The organism is Nesterenkonia maliinae (assembly GCF_051262655.1).
Classification (GTDB): Bacteria; Actinomycetota; Actinomycetes; order Actinomycetales; family Micrococcaceae; genus Nesterenkonia.
In genome coordinates this window covers 296189-318472 of the sequence record NZ_JBIMEY010000002.1, presented here as the reverse complement: position 1 = coordinate 318472, position 22284 = coordinate 296189, and the positions used below count along the sequence as shown (strand labels likewise).

The following is a 22284-nucleotide window of genomic DNA, read 5'->3' as shown; positions in this document are numbered from 1 at the left end:
GACACCGAGAACCAGGCGTCGCCATATGAGCACGCCTTCTGTCGTTATTTTCCACGGTGCTGGAGGGGTACGTGCGCAGTAGCCGGGACAAGGCGGCCAACGCCCTGTACGACGAACGCAGGAAGCTGCTTGCCGGTCTGATGATGTCGGAGGCTGAGCCATGGGAGGACCTGCCCGAGGACGTGAAGGAACGGTGGCGGAGCAAGATCGACCGCGCTCAGACGCCCGAAGGTTCGAACAGGCCCGCGACCCGCTCCGAGTAGCGACACGGGAAGCGTCGTCCGTTCAGGCGTACCACCGGCCCGCCGGCTCACCGGCGCGGGAGAACGAGCGGCCCGGTGTTCCGCGCCAGAGCGAGCATCACAGGCTGCTCGCCTCCGGCGTCGTCCCGAGTGTGCAGGTCGATCACAGTGACCTGGGCGTGGCTGAGACACAAAGGCGCCTCCCAAGGCGCATTGAGCACCACGTCTGCAGGCGGCAGACCGCCGCGGCCGACGTCGAACCCGGTGTGCAGCGCCTTCAGCACCGCCTCTTTGCGCACCCAGATCCGCAGCAGCCACTGCAGTCGCTCGGCCTCGGCCTCCCCCGCCGTCGCACGGAACCACGCAAGCTCCTGCGGTGCCAGGATGACCTCCGCGAACACAGAAGGCTCCGTCGTTGACTCCAGAAACGGTCGGACTGCCTCGATATCGATCCCCAACGAGTGCCGTTCCCCCGGCCCGGCGCACGCCGCCGCAACAAACCCATGGGAGCCCGACCTTGAGACCTCGATCCGCCTCCCATCGATCCGGGCCTCCGGCGCCCCGCGGCGCTGGACCAGCTCCACATGAGCCGGGTCGACCCGGTGGGCGTCGGCCACCAGGGCGCGCACGATCGAATCCCGGTCGTTGGTGCGGCTATAAGTCCATTCCACCGACCCACCTCCTGAAAATGTGGTTCTGGTTGACCACCGACTGCGAATGCGTGAACCCATCTTCACATCGTTTCGCCGACTGTGAGCGCTGCGCACGGAGTTCTGGAGATCATTGCAAAGGATGCGTGCCCCGCTGATGATCCAGCCCGACTCCTATACTCCGACCTCCGGGACGGCGGAGCTTCAGATCGACCACTATGACCTGCATCTGGACTATGAGATCCGACCGAACCGGCTGAAAGGCCGCGCGGTGCTCCACGGTCGTGTGCTCGCACAGACATCCGCCATCGAACTCGATCTGCGCGGACTCAAGGTCAGTGCGGTGCAACTCAACAAGACCACGGTCAGGTTCCGGCAGACTCGCACGAAGCTGGTGCTGCCCGCGGACCTCTCCGAGGGCCAAGCGATCACCATCGAAGTGCACTACCGGGGGAAACCCCGACCGCAGAAGGGTCCCTGGGGCGACGTCGGGTGGGAAGAGCTCACCGACGGCGTCCTGGTGGCCGGACAGCCGAACGGCGCTGCCACCTGGTTTCCATGCAACGACCACCCCCGACACAAGGCGACGTGGAACTGCACCGTGCTGGTCGACTCGGACTACACCGCGATCAGCAACGGTTCCCTTCTCCAGGTCACCCGGGATGGTGACCGGAAGGCCTGGCGCTGGGAATCCAGGACGCCGCTGGCGACCTACCTTGCGACGGTTCAGATCGGGCAGTACAGGCGCGGTGCGATCAGAAGCGCAGAACACGTGTCAGCTCGGGTACCGCTGCGCCTGGCCTGCGGGGAGCATCTGTGGCGTCAGGCGCAGGATGTGCTGGCCAAGCAACATGCCATGATGGCGGCCTTTGAGCGGGACTTCGGCGAGTACCCCTTCGACGCCTACGAGGTCGTGGTGACCGACGACGAGCTGGAGATTCCGCTGGAATCTCAACCGTTGTCGATTGTGGGCTGCAACCACCTTCAAGAGGGGTGGAACAACGAGCGGCTGATCGCTCACGAACTGGCGCACCAATGGTTCGGCAACTCGCTGACACCGCACCAATGGTCTGATATCTGGCTCAGCGAAGGCTTCGCCACGTATGCGGAATGGCTGTGGTCGGAGGCGTCTGGCAAGCTCGATACCCACTCCCGTGCCCGCACGTCCTACGATCGGCTGGCATCTCGGCCCCAGAACATCGTCTTGGCCGACCCTGGTGGGCCCGACATGTTCGATGATCGTGTCTACCTGCGCGGGGCCCTCACCCTTTACGCGCTGCGGTCCTTCGTGGGCCATGACGAGTTTCTCCGGATCCTGCGGACCTGGACCCAGGAGAACCGTCACGGCACGGTGTCCACGGCAGCCTTCCTGGAACACGCCGAGCGGTTGTCCGGGCCGCGGATCAGGCCGCTGCTGAGCGGCTGGCTGTTCCAATCGACACTTCCCGCATTTCCCGAATGACGCGTCTCCCGAAGGCGGCAAGACACTCTGCGGATGACACTCGCACCGGGGCTTCCGGCAGATCTTTTAGACTTTTCTCAGAGGACACACGAGTGATGCACGACCACCACCACATCCGTCGTCCGGAGTCTCCGCAGGAGCCTCTCACCCGACACTCGGAACCAGGGCAAGGACCGCTGCTATGACCAGACGTTGGGCCGTGCTCTCCGGACTGGTGGCGGCCCTGCTCGCCGTGGTGCTCGTGCTCTTCCTCGGAACTCCCCGCTCGAGCGAGGGAGACGCTCCCCAGGCGGCCGACGGGACAACCGCGGATGCGACCCCGGCCCGATGCGAAGAGCACGGCCTCACACGGCCCGATCCGCGCGCAGACCCAGATCCGGTCAGCAACGCCGCAGACGAGCCGGCGGACTCCGTGCAGCTTGATCGAGAATTCACCTCGGGCGCGACGACAAGTCAGTATCACCTGTTCACGAGGGGAGTGGATTTCGACCAACCGGTAGGGGTGGTGGTCAGACTCCACGGGGACGGCACCAACGAATACGAGAATCCTGACGGGCTGCTCAACTGCCTGGCTGCGGTCGCTGCGTCGCACAACATGGTGCTGGTCGCTCCGCTCACCCCGGATGTGGAAGGCGAGATCACCTGGTGGGAGGACATCTCGACCAACCTCCCCTGGCTGATCGATCTGTTGGACCAGCGCGTGCTGGAGCCCTATGCCCCAGATCCGGACAATGTGTGGTGGATGGGGTACTCAGGCGGCGCCGAGATGATCACCTACGGAGTGATTCCCCGGAACCCCCAGTACGTGACGGGCGGCGCCTTGATGATCGGCGGCGGAGGTGCTCCGGAGGCGCTCGTCGAGGAACCCACATCGGAACAGCGCGAGTCTCTGGACCTGCTCTGGGTGACCGGAACGCTCGATGACGGCACCGATCCGTGGGCACCGTTCGACGCGGTGACCGCCACCCGAGAAGGTTCCAGCTGGTATCGCCAACAGGGCTTTGAAGGGGTGAGGGCTGACTACCCCGAGGGAGAGGATCACTTCTCCCTGCGCCAGGCCCGGATCCTCGATGAGACCCTGCGGCAGCCCGTCCTCCCGGACCTCTTGAAATAGAACAGAGGCCTTCTCGTCCCGCGCTCTGCGATCTCCGGTCCCCGTCGCTCTGGAGTCCCTAGGACTGTCGATCAGCCAGGAGCGCGGCGATGGCCTCCGCGCGGGAATCGGCCTGCAGGGTCTGGAGAATCCTCGAGATATGGAACTTCACCGTGTTCTCACTGATGCCCAGCTCCTCGGCGATGGCACGATTCCTGCTGCCTGCGGCCAGAAGGGTCGCAACCTGCATCTCCCGTGGTCGGAGACCGGCCAACGCGGCCGTGGACGGTCCGGCCGGCGGCGGGTCCAACGGCAGGACCGCCGAGAGCTCGGCCCCCCACCCAGCTGTCGAACTCACCGAGAGCTGACCTCTGAGCGCATGGACGCGCTGCCCAGCGATCTGCCGCAGCGCATCGGCATCGAGCGTGCCGCCATCACCGTCGTCCCGGACCCTGACCACCAGATCGTTCCCGTCACAGTCCCACTGCACGCGCACCCGGCTGACCTCGGAACTCTCCATGCGGCTGAGAATGACCCGGGTGACCACGGCTCTGGCTCCCCGAGCGACATCATCGGGGACCAGGTGGTCCCCCTCAGGCGGGTCGATGAACTCCAGGTCAACGTGCCAGTGTCGCGTGGCGGCCCAGAGCTCCTCCTTGAGCCGCGCGAAGGACATGCTGACAGACTCCTCAGCCACGGCGCGGGCCTGCTCGGTCATCGCGTTGAGCCGAGTCAGTCCTGCCGCGGATCTGGCGATGGCAGAGTCTCGCGCGGCCGCATCAGACAGCTGCCCCGATCTGAGTGGAGCGAGGATGCTGTCCAACGTCGCCGAGTATTCGTCCTGGATCTCGCTCAGCGCCTGCAGCCGCACCCCCGCAGTCGAGCGTGCATGACGGAGATACTCTGGCGCGGCTTCGTCTGCGCGCTCCTGCAGGTGCAGCGAGACGATGTTCCAGATGTCCAACAGCGGCGCAGATGCCGCGACTGGGCCGGGATCCGTGATCACCAGGAGCGCGCCGTTGCGCGCCAGGACCTGAAGCGCCGGACGCTGCGAATCCCCGACTCGCAGCGTTGTCCGATGAACGCCCTCGACGCCGCCGACCCCTCTTCGCAGCTGGTCGACGTCCAGTCCGCGCATGCCACGTTGGACGGCGGTGTCTCCTGTGCATTGGATGCGGCCGCCGCTGGCGTCGGCCGTGAGCATGACCAGTGCGGAGTGTGTGACCAGTGGGCTCAACAGTTCAGTGAGCCCGCGAACGATCAAGCCGAGCGGCGAGGCAAGCAGGTCGAAGAGCTCGGGAAGGAGACCGTCGAGAACTGTGACGCGTGCCATATTTCAAATTCTACTGATCTGACCTACCTAAAGGTAGAGCTCCACCCGGTCTCACGGGTCATTGAGAAGACCCACGGCCGACTAGAGACTTGACTCATGTGGCGGAAACCGCTCGTCACGATCCCCCGAGAGGATAGCAATGTCTACAAACAGTGCAATCGCGTATAAGAGCCCAGGCGTGGTCGAGGTCGTGGACACCCCATACCCCGAGTTCGAGCTCAAGGATGGGCCCGGGGTCAACCCCGCCAACATAGGTCGCAAGGTGCCGCACGGCGCCATCCTGCGGACAGTCGCCACGAACATCTGCGGCTCCGACCAGCACATGGTGCGAGGACGGACCACTGCGCCCGCCGGGCTCGTCCTCGGACACGAGATCACCGGCGAGGTGGTGGAAGTAGGCCCTGATGTCGAATTCATCAAGGTCGGAGACATCGTCTCAGTGCCGTTCAACATCTCTTGCGGGCGGTGCCGCAACTGCAAGGAGCGCAAGACCGGCATCTGTCTCAACGTGAACCCGGATCGCCCAGGCAGCGCCTACGGATACGTAGACATGGGGGGCTGGGTCGGTGGGCAGGCGGAATACGTGCTGACTCCGTATGCCGACTGGAACCTGCTCAAGTTCCCAGACCGGGATCAGGCGTTGGAGAAGATCCTCGATCTGACCATGCTCTCTGACATCTTCCCCACCGGATTCCACGGCGCGTACTCCGCCGGCGTCGGACCCGGATCCACGGTGTACATCGCCGGCGCTGGCCCCGTCGGGCTCGCCGCCGCTGTCGGCGCACAGCTGCTGGGAGCAGGTGCGGTGATCGTCGGTGACCTCAACGAGGATCGATTGGCTCAGGCCCGTTCCTTCGGCTGCGAAACCGTCGATGTCTCCAAGGGCGATCCCCGCGACCAGATCGAGCAGATCCTCGGGGTGCCGGAGGTTGAGTGCGGCGTCGACGCGGTCGGCTTCGAGGCTCGCGGACACGGCGCCGGTTCGGCGCAGGAGGCCCCCGCGACCGTCCTGAATTCACTGATGGACCTCACCGAGGCTGGTGGCGCACTAGGGATCCCCGGGCTCTACGTCACCGGAGACCCGGGCGGGGTCGACGAGGCCGCCCAGGTCGGGTCCCTCTCGATCCGCCTGGGACTGGGCTGGGCCAAGTCCCTCTCATTCGCCACCGGACAGTGCCCGGTCATGAAATACAACCGCCACCTCATGCAAGCGATCCTCCAGGACAAGGTGCAGATCGCCAAGGCCGTCAAAGCCACGGCGATACCGCTGGAAGACGCGCCCGCGGCCTACGCAGAATTCGACAAGGGTGCGGCGAAGAAGTTTGTGCTCAACCCCAACGGCTATATCAAGAACTGACTCGCTTGCGGGGGCAGACCACGTGCGTCCTGCCCCCGCAAGCAGGCACGACGACGCCGGAAGTCTCGCTCCTGGCTCAGTCGGTGCTGCCGGTGAGCTCGCCGCTGTTGACGAGGTCCTCGGCGAGCGTGAGCAGCTTCTTGTTGGTGTGCTGGCTGGCTCGGGCCAGAAGCAGGAAAGCCTGATGACCGGTGATCTTGTATCGCTCCATCAAGATTCCCTTGGCCTGACCGATCACGTCGCGGCTCTGCACGGCCTCGAGGAGCTGGCTCACCTGCTGGGCATCGGCCAGGGCGACCGCGGCGTGGGAGGCCACGATCAGCCCAACATGCTCGGAGTCATCGTCAAATGCATCGACCTGGCTCGAGTAGAGGTTCAACGCGCCCAGGTTGTCGCCCACGACGAAGAGCTGGAAGGCCAGCATGCTGCCCACACCGGCGGCGGTCGCCTTGGCAGCAAACCCGGGCCACCGGGTCTCGCTCGCCATGTCGCGCACGCGGATGGTTCGTTCCGAATAGATCGACTCGAGGCAGGGACCTTCGGTCAGTGCTACCTGCAGATCATCCAGCCGCCTGAGCAGCTCACTGGACGGAGCGACCGTCTCGACTTCCTTCCGCCCGGTGACGATGCTCAGAGACGCCTCCTCGACACCCGGAATGAGTTCGATGGCGGCCGCCACCACAAGCTCCAGGACTGCGCCAGGGCTCTCCTGGTTGAGCGAGCGAGCCAGGTCGCCCAGCTGGGTGGCCAGCTGATACTCACCAGCAGAGCTCCCGTGATCGTGCACTGACGGCTGTCCCGGCTCGGTCTTCGCCCGGATCTGGATCTCTTCTACGCGCTGCATGGTCTACCCCTCGGATTCATATGACGGTGTCGTGCCGCCGTCGGCCGTGTCATTGCTGTAGGACGCTCGAGGAGGCGGTGGGAGCATGTCGATCATCTCGTTGACGGCCTGGGCCAGGATGTCCCGCTCGAGGACGGGCAATGAGTACAGACCGTTGATGTAGGCATCGAGCTCGTATTCGCCGGCTGTGCCGCCCATGCTGAAGTAGCGCAGCCATAGTCCCTTCAACGGGAGGTCCGAATGACGCACCGCCCTGCCGAGGGCCTGTCGCTGCAAATCATCCTCACCCGAGGCAGCTGGATCACTTTCAGGTTCTGATGGCTTCGGTGAATCGGGATCTTTCACAACGGAGTGCTGTCCTGCCGCTGGCTGGCGGCCATGATGCGTCGAGCAGTCTCTCCCATCGTGACTCGTTCGGCGCGGGAGACCTGGATCAGGTGCAAGGTGGCGGCGTCTTTGTCGAACCCGTGCTGGGCCATCAGCACGCCTTTAGCGATGTTGATCGTGTCGCGCTGGCTCATCGCGGTGCTGATGGATTCGCTGAGCTTCATGGGGAGGTCTTTGGTCTGGATGTGCGCCAGCAGCGCGGCGGCGGGCCCGGCGAACATGGTCAACAGCCGTTCGGTCTCCGCGGTGAAGGCGTGCTCGGCGGCCGAGTAGATCTTCATGGCGCCGACGACGGTCTGCTGGTGCTGCAGCGGCGTGCTGAGCACCGAACGGATAGGCAGCCTGACGACGGCTGAGGACCAGTTCGGCCAGCGCGGATCGGAGTGGACGTCCTCGACGTTGACCACCGTGCGTGAGGCCCAGGCGCTCAGACAGGGGCCCTCCCCGATGGTGTACTGGAGGTCATCGGCCTCGCGGACCACCCGGTCGGTGCTGCCGGCGCTCTCTTTTCTGCCCGCGTTGCTGATCAAGGAGACCCCGGCACCGATCGCCCCCGGAACAGTGTTCTTGGCCGCCTGCGCGAGGAGATCGACCGCGTGCTCCACGGTCTCCTCGCTCAGCAGCATGCCATTGACACGGGCGAACACAAGCGACAGTTCATCAAGTGGAAGTTCCGTTGCCATCATCGTCTCCCTGGGGCGGCCTCGGCAGAGCCCTGATCGTAGGGACCCGGGAACGTCGATGAGCTCGCCCTGCGCTCTTGTCCTGCGGTCGTGGTTGCGCGACCGTGAAATCCATCCTCGCGTTCTGCGCGTTGGCGTACGGCCATTCGACGGGCCCCCTCCGTGGTTATTCACGATACGCCACTATCCTGCGCAGCCCGAGAGTGCGGGAGCCTCACCCATGGTGGGACCCCCGCACTCTCGGAAAAGGCCGTGGTCATTCCTTCTTCAGCTTGTCCTGCACCGCGCCTGCGGTCTTCTCCACGATGTTGGGCACCTCGGTGGTGCCGTAGAAGCGGGAATCCGGATGCGTGGGAGGCGGCATCGGCACTCCCTGCGGCGGGGTGTCCACATAGCTGAACTCGCCGAGCCCATCGGGGCTCGGTCCCGAGGCCCAGGGGCCCTCCGCCATGGACTTTCCATCCGAGAAGTTGATCGCCTGATAGGAGAATTCGCGGTGCTCCTTCTTCACGGGGAAATTGCTCGGGACCGGGAGCTGTTCCATCCCGGTCTCCTGCAGCTCCCGGGCCGCGGCCAACCACTGATTCTGGTGGTGGGTGTCCCTGGCGAGCAGGAACGAGAGCAGGTCCCTGACACCCGGGTCGTCGGTCTGGTGATAGAGCCTGGCCACGGCGATGCGGCCCTGCATCTCAGCGTTGATGTTGGAGGTGAAGTCCGCGAGCAGGTTGCCGCTGGCGGTCACATAGCCGGCGTTCCAGGGGTTGCCGTTGCTGTCCACGGGCCGGGCGCCGGCGCCTGCGAGGATGGCGTCCTGGACGTCCATCCCGCCCACGACCGCGGCCACGGTGGGATCGTCCTGAACAGCGTCGTCGGTGATTCCTTGAGGAGCCTTTTCCAACAGCTGGGCGACCATGGTCGCGAGCATCTCCACGTGGCCGAACTCCTCAGCCGCTGTGGAGAACAACAGGTCCCGGTACTTGCCCGGGATGTGCGCGTTCCATGCCTGAAAGCTGTACTGCATGGCCACGGTGATCTCACCGTACTGTCCACCGATGACTTCTTGGAGTTTGCGGGCATAGACCGCGTCGGGCTTCTCTGGTGTGGCGTTGTACTGCAGAGCTTGTTTATGCAGAAACATGGGTTCCTCCCAATGTGATGATTCCGGATTGATGAACAGGCTCCGGTCGACGGGCCCCCTGGGCTTCGGATCACGTCGCGGCCCTGGAGGCTGCGCGTCTCATCTCGGCGGAGAATGGGGGCATGTCGCTCGTTCAGACGGGGTGAAGGCCCTCCTGCCTGCTCGGAGCTGCGCACCTCACGGACTCCCGATGAAGGTCACTGAGCCCGCACGGACGGGGAAACTGCGGCAGCGCGAGCGAGATCTCTGGCAGGCCCTCGGGAACGCGGTGGCCGGCGAAATACATCTCCAACGCCGCCAGTCCCACGGGCTCGATATGGGCCGTGCCGCGCAGGTCGACGAAGAGGTCAGGGAAAGATCGGATGGTCGACAACTGGTCGAGGACTGCAGAGGCTGTCGAGAAGCTCTCCAAGGTCAGGCGCCCCACCAGTTCGACGGTGATCGGCCCAGTCAGGCTCGAAGCGGTGATGACAACTCGGGAAATGTGCTCCATGGGACACCCTTGTCTGGAAAACAAGAGCCCATCGTCTTGAGCTACGGCCACAGCGTAGCCGATCGGTCCACGGCTGCCTATAGCCCAGCAAGCTCTCCCCGCTCGTGCTCACCCTCGCACTCCAGCGTCAGCTGCGCCGAGCTTTCGGGAATCAGTCGCCGCGAACGGTTTGCATCTGCGGGATCAGCACGTACTCTCAGAACAGAGTTCAAGTAGCGGACTCCTCCTACCTATCTGTTGAGGTACTGATGGAGCACACGCTACGAAACGGTCTGGCCGTTGGACCTTCTCCCGACACCTCCCGCATCGGTCTCGATGCCTGCCTGGGCCGAGTCCGAGCCCGGGGCCGCCCTTTCTCTTCCACTCGGAACGTCGAGGGACGCACCTCTTCTGTGTGCCTCAGCGCATACACCGACCCGCCCGGCATGTCTGCGTTACGAGACCCACGGCATCGTTCACTGCCGAGCCTCGGCATGTCTGCTGTGTGGGCAGGTGCCTCATGACGGTCATCGAGGCAGGCGGCTTGTCCACTCCCGAAAACCCCTCACCGGACCGTTCGGGGCCCCCGCGGATCCTGAGCGCGGAACAGAACCTCGGGAGCGTCCTCGCGGCGCTGGGCCCCGAGGTCTTCGCCAGCGAAGACATCGCCATGGCCCGCCAGAGGCTGCGGCAGGGAGGTGTTGAACACCTCGTCGTCACCGACGCCGCTGGCAGATCCGTGGGGTTCCTCACCCGGGCAGATCTTGACCTTCTGGACCGGATACCTGGTGTCTCGTCATCGACGCCCTGTGCGGACCTCATTGCGACCTCAGTGCCCAGCCTGCACCCCGAAGACTCCTTCGACGCTGCCATCGCGACGCTCCAGATCCACGGCGTCCGACCCCTGCTGGTCTGCGAGGACGAGGAGCTTATCGGCGTCCTGGAACCCACCACGGTCATCCAATGGTGCGCGCAGCACCGCCCCAACGCCCTCGAAGAGCTGGTCGCCCGACCGACAGCAGAGGTCTTCCGGACACTCGCCTCGACTCAGCCGCACCGCCCTGACACATACGCCTCCGGCTGATCCAGTAGTCCACCCCTAGGAAGGAGTTCTCCTCAACGTCGCGCCGTTCCGCAGCACCAAGACTGCCCGCTGATCCACGCGACGAACCAGCGTCAGCCACCTCCCGATCATCGCCCCGCCGAGGATCACAACGAAAGGCCATCATGACGGATTCCATCAATACCTCGCAGAACAACCAGTCCTCGGAGCGCCCAGACGCCAAGAATCCCCGTGCCGACGCGCACCGCTCGACGTCGCCCGCGTCGGATGTGACTGAACCGGTTCCGGCAGTCCCGGTCGCACCTCCCGGGCTCGAGTCAGTGACCGGGGAACCGGGCTACGCCACCCGGCAGGCCTCAGATTCTGAGACCCCGGGCACCACCGATCGGTCCCGGTCCGGCCAGTCCGGCGCGGGCCAGTCCACCACGAGCCCCTCCGGCTCTAACCAGGGCAGCTCTAACCAGGGCAAGTCGGATCAGGCCAAGGGCGCGGCACAGGATGTCGCCGGTGACGCCAAGGATGCCGGACGGGCGGTCAAGGACACCGCGGCACAGGAAGCCGCGGGGGTCAAGGATGACGCTGTGCGTGAGGCCAAGCGCTTGGGCGGTGAGGCGGGCACGATGCTCGAGTCTCAGGCGTCCGAGCAGCTGGACCGCGCAGCCGGCACGGTGCGGACCTTCAGCGACGACGTCGCGCGCATCGCGCGTGGTGAGAAGCCTGAGCCCGGGGTCGCGAAGGACCTCCTGGATCAGGTGAACTCACGGGCGGAGGCGACTGCGACCTGGCTTGAGGGTCATGACCCCAAGGAGGTTCTCCAGGAGGTCCAGAGCTTCGCACGTCGTCGTCCGGTGGCGTTCTTGGCGATCGCGGCCGGTGTCGGTTTCGCCGCTGGCCGGGTGACGCGTGGGCTCAAGCAGCACCACGCCGATGACGACCGGCAGGGCTCCTCGACGTCGAGCCAGGGTGCCAGCACCAGCACGCCCGGCACGTCCGCCGGCGCAGCTTCCGGGCCTGCTGGCGGCACCTCTTCCGGCGCCGCTTCCGGGCCGGTCCCCGGCACCATCCCCACAGGAAGCACGGATTCCTCCGCAGGAGGTGGCGGCCGATGAGCAGCATTCATCCCCCCGCAGGTCCAGCCCCAGCGGGGCCAGCCTCGGCCGGCCCGACACCTGTGGATCCGGCGCGCCAGGCCGAGCGCAAGGCGGAGCATGAGTCCTTGGGTTCGTTGATGTCCCAGGTCAGTAATGACCTCTCCACCCTGATCCGACAGGAGACGGCGCTGGCGAAGGCAGAGCTGTCCGAGACGGCGAAGAAATCAGGAAAGGGCGCGGGCATGCTCGGCGGGGCCGGGATCGCTGGGCACTTCGTGCTGCTCTTCCTTTCCATCGCGCTCTGGGCCGGGATCAGTTCCACCGACCTGGGATCAGCCTGGTCCGCAGTCATCGTCGCCGTGATCTGGGCGATCATCGCCGCCGTTCTGGCGATGCTCGGAAAGAAGAACCTCGAGCAGGTCAAGGGCGCTCCGCACACCACGGAGACCCTCAAGGAAATCCCTGACGCTCTCACCCCTACGAAGGAGACCCGATGACACAGCAGACTCCGGAAGAGATCCGCGCTGATATCGAGCGGACCAGAAGCAGCCTCTCCCTTGACGTCGACGCCGTCGCGGACAAGGTCTCCCCCTCCAAGGTCGCTCAGCGACAGACCGAGAAGATCCGCAGCACCGTGGGCGGATGGAAGGATCATGTGATGGGCTTAGCCGATGATGCTTCGACCAAGGTCTCAGATCAGGCGCACCACGCAGCCGATGGTGTCCAACAGGCACCCGGTGCGGCGAAGCAGAAGACCCGCGGGAACCCGCTGGCGGCCGGGCTGATCGCCCTGGGCGCCGGTTGGCTCGCGGCGTCGATCGTGCCGGCCTCAGAGCCGGAGAAGAAGGCGGCCGCCAAGCTCGAGGACCGGGCCCAGCCGTTGGTCGATGACGCGAAGAGCCAGGCGAAGTCGATGGCCGAGGAGCTCAAGGAGCCGGCACAGGAGTCTGTGCAGCGGGTCCGAGACTCGGCCGCTGAGAGTGCTCAGAACGTCAAGTCTGAAGGACAGGAGCAGAAGGACACGGTCACGGACTCTGCGCAGTCCTCAGCCCAGGACGTGCGCAGCAGCTAGGAGACGACATACCAGCTCGGGGCTCGCCTTCAACAGAAGTCGGGCCCCGAGCTGCGTCCACGCAGATTCAACGCGCGCTGCCCTGGTGATGCCCTGGTGTGGGGTTCGGCCCAGCAGAGCTCCCGGAGAGGTCGGAGATCAAGACTCCCCTGTGAGTGGCAGCGCACCTATGCTGAGCTTTATAGACCCTCGAGGGCAGAGCCGGTGACTCCAACATCAGACTTCCGTGACCTCTATGCGTCCGACGCGCACACGCCGAGTCGGGCGGAGATGGCGCGGGGCAACCACTTTCTGACCGCTGACCATGGACTGCTGGGTCTGCTCCAGGCCAGCCAACTCGTGACCGGGGATTTGGACGTCGATCAAGTCCTCTCCAACCTGGCAGAATCGGCCCGCACCCTGGTGGATGCCCGGTTCGGCGCTCTCGGGGTCGTCGATGACAAGGGAGCGATGGAGCGATTCATCCACGTGGGAATGCCCCCTGAGCTGGTCGAGCGGATGGGCCACCCTCCCCGCGGTCTCGGCGTCCTCGGCGCGGTCCTCACCGGTGGTGCGCCCATCCGGCTGCGGAATCTCTCGGACGATCCACGCTCCGTGGGCCCACCTCTGGGACACCCTGCGATGAAGGCATTCCTCGGTGTCCCCATCACCATCCGGGGAAGCGTCTACGGCGCCCTCTACGTCACCAACCCCTCCGAGAAGGCTTTCACCGCACATGACGAGGCCCTGATCAAGGCCCTGGCTGCGACCGCGGCGACTGCGATCGACAATGCACGGCTCTACGCGAGATCCCGCCGAGCCCAGGAGCTCAGCTCAGCGCTGAGCGATGTCGCGGCAAAGCTGTTGAACGTGAGGACCACCGAGGTGTTCGCGGTCCTCGCGGAGAGCCTCGTCGCACTCACCGGGGCGCAGCTGGTCAGCGTGGTCGTCTCCGAAGCGGTAGGCAGCGAGCTCTATGTCGACACGGCTCGGGGAGCCCGTGCCGCCCAGATCGAAGGCTCCTCGGTCCCTTGGATGGACTGCGTGCTCTCCCGCGCCATGGATGGGGAGCCCGGGATCACACCGGAGGGGGGAGATGAGCCGGTTCCCTTCGCCGATGACATTCCAAGCGCCTCCATGGTCGCTGTGCCACTCGTCGTGGACGGTGACCGGGTGGCGGCGCTGTGCGCGACCCGGTCGGCCGATGAAGCGCCGTTCAGCCAGGATGACCTCGAACTGCTCTCGGAGTTCGCCGCCCAAGCCGGTCTGGCCGTCGCCCTCGCCTGGGCCCGGGCTGACAAGCAGCGACTGGAGATCGTCGAGGACCGCGCCCGCATCGCCCAGGATCTCCACGACCATGTCATTCAACGACTCTTCGGCACCGGACTGGGGCTGGAGGCCCTGGCATCGGCACATCCACAGCTCACCGACAGCATCGAGACGCACGTGACACAGATCGATGCGGCGATCGCTGACATCCGCACCGCCATCTTCACCCTCCAGACCCGCACCGGCACGGAAGCGACCCGTCACCGGCTGCTGCGGATCCTCACGGAGCTCTCCGACACTCTGCCCACGCCCGCGCAGGTCACCTTCGCCGGGCCGATCGATCTCATCATCCTCGGCCCACTGGCCGACGACATGGCAGCGGTGCTTCGCGAGACGCTCAGCAACGTGGCACGGCACGCCGACGCGAAAACGGTGAAGGTAGCGATCACCGCAACCTCCCACACGGTGGAGCTCAAGGTCGACGACGACGGCGTCGGGCTCTCCGCGGACTCCTCCCGACGCAGCGGAATCGAGAACCTCAGCGCCAGAGCTCGCGCCCACGGTGGAGACTTCACCTTGTCCGCGCGCAGCTCGGGCGGTACGCGGGCACTGTGGCAGGTCCCGGTGAACTCGCCGGAGCACTCATGATCAGGGTCTTCCTCGTCGATGATCACGAGGTCGTGCGACGTGGCATCGCCGCGCTCATCGACGCAGAACCAGGAATGGAAGTAGTGGGGGAATCGGACACCGTCCGAGGGGCCGTTGTCCGCATCGCTGCGATGCGGCCGGACATCGCCGTGCTGGACGTGCAGCTTCCAGACGGCAACGGCATCGAGCTGTGCCGTCACATCTGTTCGACGCACCCCGAGACCTCCTGCCTGATCCTCACCGCCTACGACGACGACGCCGCGAGCGTCGCCGCCGTCGTCGCCGGAGCCTCTGGTTATGTGCTCAAGAACATCCGGGGACGACATCTCATCGAGTCGATCCTGCGGGTCTCCCAGGGAGAGAACCTGGTCACTCGCGACCTCGCCCACAGGGTCCACTCCTCGCTCAGCGCCAAGGCCGCACAGTCGCAGGAAACATCCCCAGATGCCGCGCAGATCGAGCTCACGCTGCGTGAGACCCAGGTGCTGAAGCTCATCACTGAGGGGCTCACCAATCGGCAGATCGGAGCGCGGCTGAACCTCCGGGAAAAGACCGTGAAGAACTACGTCTCCGGGCTGCTGGCCAAACTCGGAATGGACCGCCGCACCCAGGTGGCCGTCTATGGCGCGAGGATGAACACAGACACTCCCCCGCCCAGCCAAGAGGCCGCCCCTCGAAGTGCCGAAGTGCCCGGGAGCGACGGTAGGACCTAAGGCCCTACAGGATGCCGACACCTGAGACGACCGTGGGATCAGACCCGCAACTCGGTGGGCAGAGACCAGAGGACTTCGTCTATGCAGATCGCATCCTCGAGCATGACCTCCCCGAACCTCGCCCTCCAGACCGCAGCGGCCGTGGAGCTGGAATGGACCCCCGAGCTCGACGCCTCCAGGCTGACGGTCTGGGCCGCGAGTTCAGTGGTCACCGTCTCAGGTGCTGTCGGGTCCTATTCCGAGCTCGCCGCCGTAGGGCGCGCGATGCGACGCGTCCGGGGAGTGAGCTCAGCAATCATCAATGTGGTCGTCGACCCGGCCGCTCCCCAGGGGGCCACCGATGGCGATATCCGCCGGGTCGTGGAGCGAGCCCTGACCTGGGCGCCCGCCGTTCCCAGCGCCGTCAAGTCTCAGGTGCGCAATCGCCACATCACCCTGACCGGTGAGGTCGACTGGGACTTCCAACGCGAAGCCGCCCAGCTGGCAGTCGAAGATCTGCGCGGGGTGAGATCCCTGGACAATCAGATCACCCTGAGCAGTCGCACTCGTGTGGAGACTGCAGAACAACGGCTGGAGTACGCCATGCTGCGCAACCCCCGGCTGGACGCCCGCAGCGTGACGGTCACGATCGTAGAGAACACCGCCATCCTGACCGGGCATGTCGCAACTCTGGCGGAGAAGAAACAGGCAGGACTGGCGACCTGGGTCTGCCCCGAGGTGACCAAGATCGAGAACCGTCTGGCCGTTCGACCCGACTCACCCCGGCTCAGGTGAAGATCCTCGTCATGACTGTTCATCCCACCGCTGACCGCAGCTTCAACGAGGAGACGCCCTTCAATGTCGCAGAGTGCTACGCCGCGCACGGAGCGGCCCTCTTCGCGTACGCGCTCAATGCGCTAGGTGACCGGGCGGAGGCACAGGACTGCGTCCAAGAGGCCTTCATCCGGGCCTGGCGGAACAGGACGCGCTACAGCAGTTCCCGAGGTTCGGCCCGGACATGGCTGTTCGCGATTGAGCGAAACCTCGTCACCGACGCACTGCGCGCTCGGTCCCGGCGTCCGGTGCCCTCCGACTCGGTGAAGATCCAACGGGCGAGCACCCCGGTCACGGAGGACCTCCTGATCGTGGAACGACTCGTGCTTTACGAGTCTCTGGCCACCCTCACTCCCGAGCACCGAGAGGTCATCGTGGCGGTGCAGCTCGACGGCCTCGGCTATGCCGAGCTGTCGGAGCGCACGGGGGTTCCGGTCGCCACGCTGCGGACACGGATGTACTACGGGCTCAGAGCTCTGCGAGCGGCACTGCATGACCACGCTCAGGAGTCGGAAGGCGCCGTCGCGTCGGCAGTGGTGCGCGGCCGGAGCACCCCACCCGGGGGCGACGATCACACCTCCGCCCGACTGGAAGGCCAGCGTCGCGCCTGACTCCACGCCTCAGGTCGTGCTGGTGCTGAGGTCCCCGCGCTCGACCAGCTCCTCCGCAAGCGCCTGCAGCTTCTTGTTGCTGTGTTGACTGGCCTTGGCTAGAAGCAGGAAGGCCTGATGGCCTGTGATCTTGTAGCGCTCCATCAAGATGCCTTTGGCCTGACCGATCACGTCCCGACTCTGCATCGCTTCGTGGAGTTGACTCACCTGCTGGGCATCAGCCAAGGCAACTGCGGCGTGGGAGGCCACGATCAGCCCGACGCGCTCGGAGTCTGCGTCAAAGGCTTCGACCTGGCTGGAGTAGAGGTTCAAGGCGCCCAGATTGTCTCCCACGACGTAGAGCTGGAAGGCCAGCATGCTGCCCACGCCGGCCTCGGTGGCCCGCCCGGCGAAATCGGGCCACCGGTCCTCGCTTGCCATCTCCGACACGCGGATAGTTCGTTCCGAGTAGATTGCTTCGAGGCAAGGACCCTCGGACAACTCTGCCTGCAGATCATCGAGTCTTCTGAGAAGTTCGCTGGACGGGGCCATCGTCGCGACTTCCTCCCGCCCGGTGACGACGCTCAGCGAGGCTTCTTCGGCACCGGGGATCAGTTCAATGGCAGCGGCCACCACGAGTTCCAGGATCGCCTCCGGACTCACCTGGTTGAGCGAACGGACCAGGTCACCGAGCTGGGAGGCCAGCTGATAGTCATCCGTGGAGCTCCGCTGCTCGTGCACGGAGGCGTGCCCCTGTTTGGTCTCGTTCGGAGTCGAGACCTCTTCTCCGCTGTGCATAGTTCCTGCCTCGGGATTGCTGCGTCTATCGCACCACCGCTTACACCGAAATGATGCAGTCGGAGCCGGTACAGCGGAAGGGCCGAATGACCCAGCGCGCAGCCTGCGATCCGGCGCCGTGAAACGTGCGCCGCAGCGAGAACTCATCACCGTCGGGCCGGGGTGGCCTCGTGGCCGGCACGCGTCAGGACCGCTCACTGCCTTGCGGCCGGCGGGCGGCGATGATTCGTTCGGCCGTCTCTCGCACCGTGAGACCGTCTGAGCGGGCCACCTGGATCAGGTATAGGGCGGCGGCGTTCTTGTCGAAACCGCGTTGGTCCATCAGGACGCCTTTGGCGATGTTGATCATGTCGCGCTGGCTCATGGCATCGGTGATCGATTCACCGAGTCTCTCCGGGAAGTCGCTGGTCTGCACATGCGCCAGCAGCGCGGCCGCCGGCCCGGCGAACATGGTCAGCAGCCGCGCACTCTCCAAGGTGAAAGCCTGTTCTGCGGAGGAGTAGACCTTCATGGCGCCGACGATGGACGCCCGGTGCTCCAGAGGTGTGCTGAGCACCGACCGGACCGGCAGCTCAACGACGGCGGCGGACCAGTCCGGCCAACGGCGATCGGACCGAACGTCATTGACGTTGACAGTGACGTGCGATGCCCAAGCACTCAGGCACGGGCCCTCACCGGTCGAGTACTGGAGATCGTCGGCCTTGCGCACCACCGAGTCGGTGCTGCCGGCACTCACTCTCCGGCCGGCGCTGCTGATCAACGACACGCCCGCCCCTATGGCCCGGGGAACTGCGCACTTGGCCGCCTGGGCGAGGAGCCCCACCGCGTGTTCCACAGTCTCCTCGCTGAGCAGCATGCCGTTGACACGGGCGAACACCAGCGAAAGGTCATCACGCGGTGTTTTCGTCGTCATCATCATCTCCTTCCGACAGGGCGGAGACTCTTCTCTCTGCTCGGGGTCACAACTGCGGGTGGACGCCAGCGAAGGAAAGGACGCCGTTCGTAGGTGACACCCGATCGCGATTCCGCGCGTGAGCCGGAGTCCGCCTGCGGGTCACGAGCTTCCGTGGGTGCAGACTCATCCTCTACGCAGAGTCGAGGAAAATGAGGGGTCAGCAGGGTGATCTCCGGCAGACCCTTGGGAACCCGACACCGAGCGAAGTACATCTCCAGTGCCGCCAGCCCGACGGGCTCGATATGCGATGTTCCCCGCAGGTCGACGATGAGATCGGGAAATGAACGTATGCCGGACCATCGGTCGAGGACCGCAGAGGCTGCCGAGAAACTCTCCAGGGTCAAGCACCCCACCACCTCGACGGTGATCGGCCCAGACAGACCGGAGGTGCTGATGACTACTCGGGAAATGTGCTCCATGGGACACCCTTGTCTGAGAAACAAGAGCCCGGCTGCTTGAGCTATGGCCGAAGCGTATCCAATGGAGGGATCGTCGCCTAGAGTCCAAGGCCCGTTGCTGCGTCTCGCGGCTAGGGGTGCATCCCAAAGCCGAACTCCACCCGTTCTACGACGCCCAGGGTTCTACTCTTGGATGTGGATGGATGCCGATGGACAGAAATCCGCAGCCTCCCGGACCAGATCGTGTTCGGCTGCCGGAGGATCGTCGTCGAGCAGCTCCACTTTTCCGTCCTCGGCACGTTGTGCAAAGACATTCGGGGCCGAGAGCACACATTGCCCCGCCGCAACACAGGTATCCTCGGTGGTCTCAATCTTCACTGAGTTGGTCCTTCCTTCAAGGGATGACTCAGCAACGAAAGTTGAGTCCACCAACCACGGGTTGGCGGGCGATCTCTCGGACATCGAGCCGATCCTAGCTCCGATATGTGGGCGTGGTTCCTATACTCGTCTTCCACATGGGAGTGCACAAGGCCACCACCGCTGCCAGGTTGTTGATTCGCCCATGACCCAGGACCTCTCTGTAAACGCCGTGGAGGTGTCGACAGAAGCAGGAGGAATCGGGGAGGAGCGGCCCCTGGGACTGACCTTGATGATGGGATCTGTCCGGAACGCCTGACGGAGAGGAGCTCCGGATCACCTCAGACACAAGAAAACCCCTGGAGATCCAGGGGCTTTCTCACCCGATACCGGGTAAAGGTGGCTCCGACCGGCGTCGATCCGGTGACCTTTCGAGTAAGAGTCGGGCTCTATCAGGGGTTTCTACGGAATAGCACGAGCTCTCGTTGCTCCAGGTCAGGTCAACATGTGGTTGGATGCAGCTCGCATCGCATGCTCGCGAATATACGGAATAGATCCGGAACCAGGGTCAGTCATCAACCCTGCGCACCAGGCTATAGACCAGTGCCCGAAGAGATCTGCCCTGGTCCTCACCCTATTGAGTCTGCTCAGCTCGATGCATGAGGTGACGACGAGGCCTGGCTCTTTACCTCCAGCTTAGAAGAATGTGGCATCAAAGCGGGACACTTCGGTGACCACCCTGGTTGAACGCCAGGCCCGAATGGTGCGACCGTTGCGTCTGTCCCTCTCAGGATGGACCGGCGTTGCATGGTGCCCTCACCGCCCACATGGCCGACTTGCCGAGGAACAAGGAGAGGGTTGCGAGCTGAGGTTCATAGCGAATCGATCAGGCTGCGCATCAACGCGGAAGCGGTGGTGTGCTGCTCGTAGGCTGCCTTGTCGAGCTTCGCGCGTCGGTTAGCGTCCAACCTCATGGTGAAGGGTCGAGCATCGGCCCCGATGCTCACTGGCCTGCCAACCTTGGGTGGCCCAAGATGACAATCGGTGTAGTCCTGCTCGGACTCAGCCTCAGTAGCCGATGCCTCGATATCTTCCTCAGTGAAGGTCTTACCGTTGACCGCGGTGCACTCGTCCATCTGGATTACCTCCCTAGGTCCACTTCGTTGAGCACCTTCTGGGTCGCGATCGTCGCGTGAAATACCAGTCACCCAGCGGACTTGTCTTTGGACGCCACGGATTCCGACACGTTTGCGTTCGTTCAGATAACCAACCATGTACAGCAAACAGCCCCGACATCACGCGTTCGTAGCAATGAAAGCTCGGAACGCTCAGAAGTTCCTACCGATCTGAGACACGTTGTGGCGAAGGCCTCTCAGGCCGTCTTATGTCCGCAAAGCTACGCAACCGTCAATCAGGCTCTCACCCATCTACATGCTGCGTGACACGGAGTGGGTTCGCGTCAAGGAGCGGGCCTGGCAGCAGCACGGCGGGGAAGTTCTGGTAAACCACAGGACGCAGAAATCGTGAGATCGCCGCGGTGCCCACCGCTGTGGTCGTTGACGCGGTGGTCGCTGGATAGGGGCCACCGTGTTGCTGAGCGTGCGTCACAGAAACTCCCGTCGGCCATTCGTTCCACAGCAGCCGTCCAGCACGGTCGCAAAGGATTGGCAGGAGTTCCTGTGAGAGCTCTTGATCGTCCTCGACCTCCCCGATGAGCGTGGCGGTGAGCTGGCCCGGAAGTTTCCTAGCTAGCCGGACGGCCTCTGCCGGATCCCCGTATTCGACAACGAGAGCCGCCGGACCGAACATCTCGGTCAGGATCCCCTCGACGTCCGTCATGACCTCTTCGACGTCGGCCCGCAGCAGCGTAACCTCTGGAGCCTCCGCCCGGCTCTCTGGCCCGGCCCTCAACACCGTGATCCCGGGATGTTCGGAGACTCGTCCAAGCGTGCCGAGAAAGACCTCACTGGTGCGGAGGTTCAACAGAGGCGCCCCCTCCGCCACGTCTATCCGCCCGAGCTCTTCGATGATCGCCGATCCGGCGGGAACGAGCAGCACCCCCGGCTTCGTGCACAGCTGCCCCTGGCTGCCCGTCACGGCAGCGAGAAAGGACGCCGCGATCTCTTGCGGCCTGGTTTTCGAGGCAGCCGGAAGGACGAAGGCCGGATTAACGCTGCCGAGTTCCCCGTAGAACGGGATCGGCTCCGGGCGCGCAGCCGCGATGTCGAACAACGCGCGCCCGCCCTCGATCGATCCTGTGAACGACGCTGCTTTGATCGATGGATGTTTCAACGCAGCGACGCCGGCGTCCTTGCCGTGGATGACTCGCAACAGGTTCTGTGGTGCTCCGGCGGCCGCGAGGGCGCGAGCGACCACCTCGGCCGTCGCGTCCGAGAGCCGCGGGTGACCCGGGTGGGCCTTCACAAGCACGGCATTGCCCGACGCCCAGGCGGCAGCGGTATCTCCGCCCGCTACGGAGAATGCGAAGGGAAAGTTGCCTGCCGAGAAGACTAGGACCGGACCGATCGGCACGAGCATGCGCCGCAGGTCAGGTCGAGGGGCGCCCATAGGCCACTGTCTGTCCGGACGATCGATGCGCACCTCGAGGAGGTCTCCCTCCTCCACCGTGTCCGCGAAGAATCGCAGCTGGAACGTCGTACGCTTCAGCTCCCCCCGCAGGCGCGCCTCTCGCAGATGCGTCTCGGCCATCGCCAGGGGCACCAGCTGGTCCGCGGCCGACTCGAGCCCCGCGGCGACACCCCGCATGGCCTCTGCACGTTCGCTCAGCGACATCGCCGCCCAGACTGCGGAGGCACGCGTGACCTGCTCGATCTCTTCATCCATAGTGTCGCTCATTCCTCGTCAGCTCCTTCATCT

Annotated in this window: 24 protein-coding genes; 12 read left to right on the top strand and 12 right to left on the bottom strand. The window is 64.8% G+C overall.

Features of this window, described 5'->3' with window-relative positions; genetic code table 11:
* Nucleotides 1-71 precede the first annotated feature (71 nt).
* Nucleotides 72-263 (top strand): hypothetical protein, encoded by a 192-nt coding sequence (locus tag ACHAA4_RS05975; protein WP_435773276.1) that lies wholly within the window; start codon nt 72-74, stop codon nt 261-263.
* Between the two features lie 47 nt (nt 264-310).
* On the opposite strand, the gene ACHAA4_RS05970 is transcribed toward ACHAA4_RS05975, so the two are convergent.
* Complete coding sequence (locus ACHAA4_RS05970) at nt 311-913, bottom strand: 4'-phosphopantetheinyl transferase family protein (protein WP_435773275.1); 603 nt, start codon at nt 911-913, stop codon at nt 311-313.
* Nucleotides 914-1049: 136 nt separating this feature from the next.
* Between ACHAA4_RS05970 and ACHAA4_RS05965 the strand changes: the two genes are divergently transcribed.
* Together ACHAA4_RS05965 and ACHAA4_RS05960 are read left to right on the top strand one after the other, a co-directional pair.
* Entirely contained in the window at nt 1050-2354 is a 1305-nt protein-coding gene (locus ACHAA4_RS05965) for a M1 family metallopeptidase (RefSeq protein WP_435773274.1), read from the top strand.
* A gap of 181 nt (nt 2355-2535) precedes the next feature.
* Entirely contained in the window at nt 2536-3468 is a 933-nt protein-coding gene (locus ACHAA4_RS05960; protein ID WP_435773273.1) for an alpha/beta hydrolase, read from the top strand.
* A gap of 58 nt (nt 3469-3526) precedes the next feature.
* Here ACHAA4_RS05960 and ACHAA4_RS05955 read toward each other — a convergent pair whose 3' ends face one another.
* Nucleotides 3527-4780 (bottom strand): helix-turn-helix transcriptional regulator, encoded by a 1254-nt coding sequence (locus tag ACHAA4_RS05955; protein ID WP_435773272.1) that lies wholly within the window; start codon nt 4778-4780, stop codon nt 3527-3529.
* Between the two features lie 139 nt (nt 4781-4919).
* Here ACHAA4_RS05955 and fdhA point away from each other — a divergent pair, with 139 nt between their 5' ends.
* The gene (fdhA, locus tag ACHAA4_RS05950) at nt 4920-6137 is read left to right on the top strand and encodes a formaldehyde dehydrogenase, glutathione-independent (protein WP_435773271.1); all 1218 of its coding nucleotides are present in this window, start codon (nt 4920-4922) and stop codon (nt 6135-6137) included.
* Nucleotides 6138-6213: 76 nt separating this feature from the next.
* Here the strand turns inward: fdhA and ACHAA4_RS05945 are convergent, their stop codons facing one another.
* From ACHAA4_RS05945 to ACHAA4_RS05925, 5 genes are all read right to left on the bottom strand, one after another.
* Nucleotides 6214-6981 carry a GAF and ANTAR domain-containing protein gene (locus ACHAA4_RS05945; protein WP_435773270.1) on the bottom strand — a complete coding sequence of 256 codons (768 nt, stop codon included), beginning with the start codon at nt 6979-6981 and terminating at the stop codon, nt 6214-6216.
* 3 nt (nt 6982-6984) lie between these two features.
* Complete coding sequence (locus tag ACHAA4_RS05940; protein WP_435773269.1) at nt 6985-7257, bottom strand: hypothetical protein; 273 nt, start codon at nt 7255-7257, stop codon at nt 6985-6987.
* Nucleotides 7258-7322: 65 nt separating this feature from the next.
* Complete coding sequence (locus tag ACHAA4_RS05935; protein WP_435773268.1) at nt 7323-8015, bottom strand: GAF and ANTAR domain-containing protein; 693 nt, start codon at nt 8013-8015, stop codon at nt 7323-7325.
* Nucleotides 8016-8307: 292 nt separating this feature from the next.
* A complete protein-coding gene (locus tag ACHAA4_RS05930; protein WP_435773267.1) occupies nt 8308-9189 on the bottom strand; it encodes a manganese catalase in 882 nt (293 codons plus the stop codon).
* A 133-nt stretch (nt 9190-9322) separates the two neighbouring features.
* Entirely contained in the window at nt 9323-9682 is a 360-nt protein-coding gene (locus tag ACHAA4_RS05925; RefSeq protein ID WP_435773266.1) for a hypothetical protein, read from the bottom strand.
* A 523-nt stretch (nt 9683-10205) separates the two neighbouring features.
* On the opposite strand from ACHAA4_RS05925, the gene ACHAA4_RS05920 reads away from it, so the two are divergent.
* The 8 genes from ACHAA4_RS05920 to ACHAA4_RS05885 all read left to right on the top strand — a co-directional run bounded on the left by ACHAA4_RS05920 (nt 10206) and on the right by ACHAA4_RS05885 (nt 16920).
* Nucleotides 10206-10745 carry a CBS domain-containing protein gene (locus ACHAA4_RS05920; RefSeq protein WP_435773265.1) on the top strand — a complete coding sequence of 180 codons (540 nt, stop codon included), beginning with the start codon at nt 10206-10208 and terminating at the stop codon, nt 10743-10745.
* Nucleotides 10746-10888: 143 nt separating this feature from the next.
* Entirely contained in the window at nt 10889-11833 is a 945-nt protein-coding gene (locus tag ACHAA4_RS05915; protein ID WP_435773264.1) for a hypothetical protein, read from the top strand.
* Complete coding sequence (locus ACHAA4_RS05910) at nt 11830-12312, top strand: phage holin family protein (RefSeq protein ID WP_435773263.1); 483 nt, start codon at nt 11830-11832, stop codon at nt 12310-12312. The genes ACHAA4_RS05915 and ACHAA4_RS05910 overlap by 4 nt, the downstream gene beginning before the upstream one ends.
* Complete coding sequence (locus tag ACHAA4_RS05905) at nt 12309-12887, top strand: DUF3618 domain-containing protein (RefSeq protein ID WP_435773262.1); 579 nt, start codon at nt 12309-12311, stop codon at nt 12885-12887. Before ACHAA4_RS05910 ends, ACHAA4_RS05905 begins: the two co-directional genes overlap by 4 nt.
* A gap of 204 nt (nt 12888-13091) precedes the next feature.
* Entirely contained in the window at nt 13092-14783 is a 1692-nt protein-coding gene (locus ACHAA4_RS05900) for a GAF domain-containing sensor histidine kinase (protein WP_435773261.1), read from the top strand.
* Entirely contained in the window at nt 14780-15496 is a 717-nt protein-coding gene (locus ACHAA4_RS05895) for a response regulator (RefSeq protein WP_435773260.1), read from the top strand. The genes ACHAA4_RS05900 and ACHAA4_RS05895 overlap by 4 nt, the downstream gene beginning before the upstream one ends.
* A gap of 81 nt (nt 15497-15577) precedes the next feature.
* Nucleotides 15578-16270, top strand: coding sequence for a BON domain-containing protein (locus ACHAA4_RS05890; protein ID WP_435773259.1), 693 nt, complete (start codon nt 15578-15580; stop codon nt 16268-16270).
* A gap of 11 nt (nt 16271-16281) precedes the next feature.
* Nucleotides 16282-16920, top strand: coding sequence for an RNA polymerase sigma factor (locus tag ACHAA4_RS05885; protein ID WP_435773258.1), 639 nt, complete (start codon nt 16282-16284; stop codon nt 16918-16920).
* Between the two features lie 9 nt (nt 16921-16929).
* Here the strand turns inward: ACHAA4_RS05885 and ACHAA4_RS05880 are convergent, their stop codons facing one another.
* The 5 genes from ACHAA4_RS05880 to ACHAA4_RS05860 form a co-directional block, all read right to left on the bottom strand.
* Nucleotides 16930-17697, bottom strand: coding sequence for a GAF and ANTAR domain-containing protein (locus ACHAA4_RS05880; protein ID WP_435773257.1), 768 nt, complete (start codon nt 17695-17697; stop codon nt 16930-16932).
* A 184-nt stretch (nt 17698-17881) separates the two neighbouring features.
* On the bottom strand, nt 17882-18610 hold the full coding sequence (locus tag ACHAA4_RS05875) for a GAF and ANTAR domain-containing protein (RefSeq protein WP_435773256.1): 729 nt from the start codon (nt 18608-18610) through the stop codon (nt 17882-17884).
* Between the two features lie 623 nt (nt 18611-19233).
* Entirely contained in the window at nt 19234-19428 is a 195-nt protein-coding gene (locus ACHAA4_RS05870; protein ID WP_435773255.1) for a ferredoxin, read from the bottom strand.
* Nucleotides 19429-20279: 851 nt separating this feature from the next.
* Nucleotides 20280-20543 (bottom strand): CopG family transcriptional regulator, encoded by a 264-nt coding sequence (locus ACHAA4_RS05865; RefSeq protein WP_435773254.1) that lies wholly within the window; start codon nt 20541-20543, stop codon nt 20280-20282.
* Between the two features lie 283 nt (nt 20544-20826).
* A complete protein-coding gene (locus ACHAA4_RS05860) occupies nt 20827-22251 on the bottom strand; it encodes an aldehyde dehydrogenase family protein (RefSeq protein ID WP_435773253.1) in 1425 nt (474 codons plus the stop codon).
* Nucleotides 22252-22284 lie beyond the last annotated feature (33 nt).

What these genes read in the sequence shown, in the direction of transcription:
- ACHAA4_RS05895 (WP_435773260.1), top strand. Translation starts at nt 14,780, where the DNA reads ATGATCAGGGTCTTCCTCGTCGATGATCACGAGGTCGTGCGACGTGGC.
- ACHAA4_RS05910 (WP_435773263.1), top strand. Translation starts at nt 11,830, where the DNA reads ATGAGCAGCATTCATCCCCCCGCAGGTCCAGCCCCAGCGGGGCCAGCC.
- ACHAA4_RS05960 (WP_435773273.1), top strand. Translation starts at nt 2,536, where the DNA reads ATGACCAGACGTTGGGCCGTGCTCTCCGGACTGGTGGCGGCCCTGCTC.
- fdhA (WP_435773271.1), top strand. Translation starts at nt 4,920, where the DNA reads ATGTCTACAAACAGTGCAATCGCGTATAAGAGCCCAGGCGTGGTCGAG.
- ACHAA4_RS05915 (WP_435773264.1), top strand. Translation starts at nt 10,889, where the DNA reads ATGACGGATTCCATCAATACCTCGCAGAACAACCAGTCCTCGGAGCGC.
- ACHAA4_RS05880 (WP_435773257.1), bottom strand. Translation starts at nt 17,697, where the DNA reads ATGCACAGCGGAGAAGAGGTCTCGACTCCGAACGAGACCAAACAGGGG.
- ACHAA4_RS05890 (WP_435773259.1), top strand. Translation starts at nt 15,578, where the DNA reads ATGCAGATCGCATCCTCGAGCATGACCTCCCCGAACCTCGCCCTCCAG.
- ACHAA4_RS05875 (WP_435773256.1), bottom strand. Translation starts at nt 18,610, where the DNA reads ATGACGACGAAAACACCGCGTGATGACCTTTCGCTGGTGTTCGCCCGT.
- ACHAA4_RS05885 (WP_435773258.1), top strand. Translation starts at nt 16,282, where the DNA reads ATGACTGTTCATCCCACCGCTGACCGCAGCTTCAACGAGGAGACGCCC.
- ACHAA4_RS05865 (WP_435773254.1), bottom strand. Translation starts at nt 20,543, where the DNA reads ATGGACGAGTGCACCGCGGTCAACGGTAAGACCTTCACTGAGGAAGAT.
- ACHAA4_RS05905 (WP_435773262.1), top strand. Translation starts at nt 12,309, where the DNA reads ATGACACAGCAGACTCCGGAAGAGATCCGCGCTGATATCGAGCGGACC.
- ACHAA4_RS05945 (WP_435773270.1), bottom strand. Translation starts at nt 6,981, where the DNA reads ATGCAGCGCGTAGAAGAGATCCAGATCCGGGCGAAGACCGAGCCGGGA.
- ACHAA4_RS05925 (WP_435773266.1), bottom strand. Translation starts at nt 9,682, where the DNA reads ATGGAGCACATTTCCCGAGTTGTCATCACCGCTTCGAGCCTGACTGGG.
- ACHAA4_RS05965 (WP_435773274.1), top strand. Translation starts at nt 1,050, where the DNA reads ATGATCCAGCCCGACTCCTATACTCCGACCTCCGGGACGGCGGAGCTT.
- ACHAA4_RS05860 (WP_435773253.1), bottom strand. Translation starts at nt 22,251, where the DNA reads ATGGATGAAGAGATCGAGCAGGTCACGCGTGCCTCCGCAGTCTGGGCG.
- ACHAA4_RS05955 (WP_435773272.1), bottom strand. Translation starts at nt 4,780, where the DNA reads ATGGCACGCGTCACAGTTCTCGACGGTCTCCTTCCCGAGCTCTTCGAC.
- ACHAA4_RS05930 (WP_435773267.1), bottom strand. Translation starts at nt 9,189, where the DNA reads ATGTTTCTGCATAAACAAGCTCTGCAGTACAACGCCACACCAGAGAAG.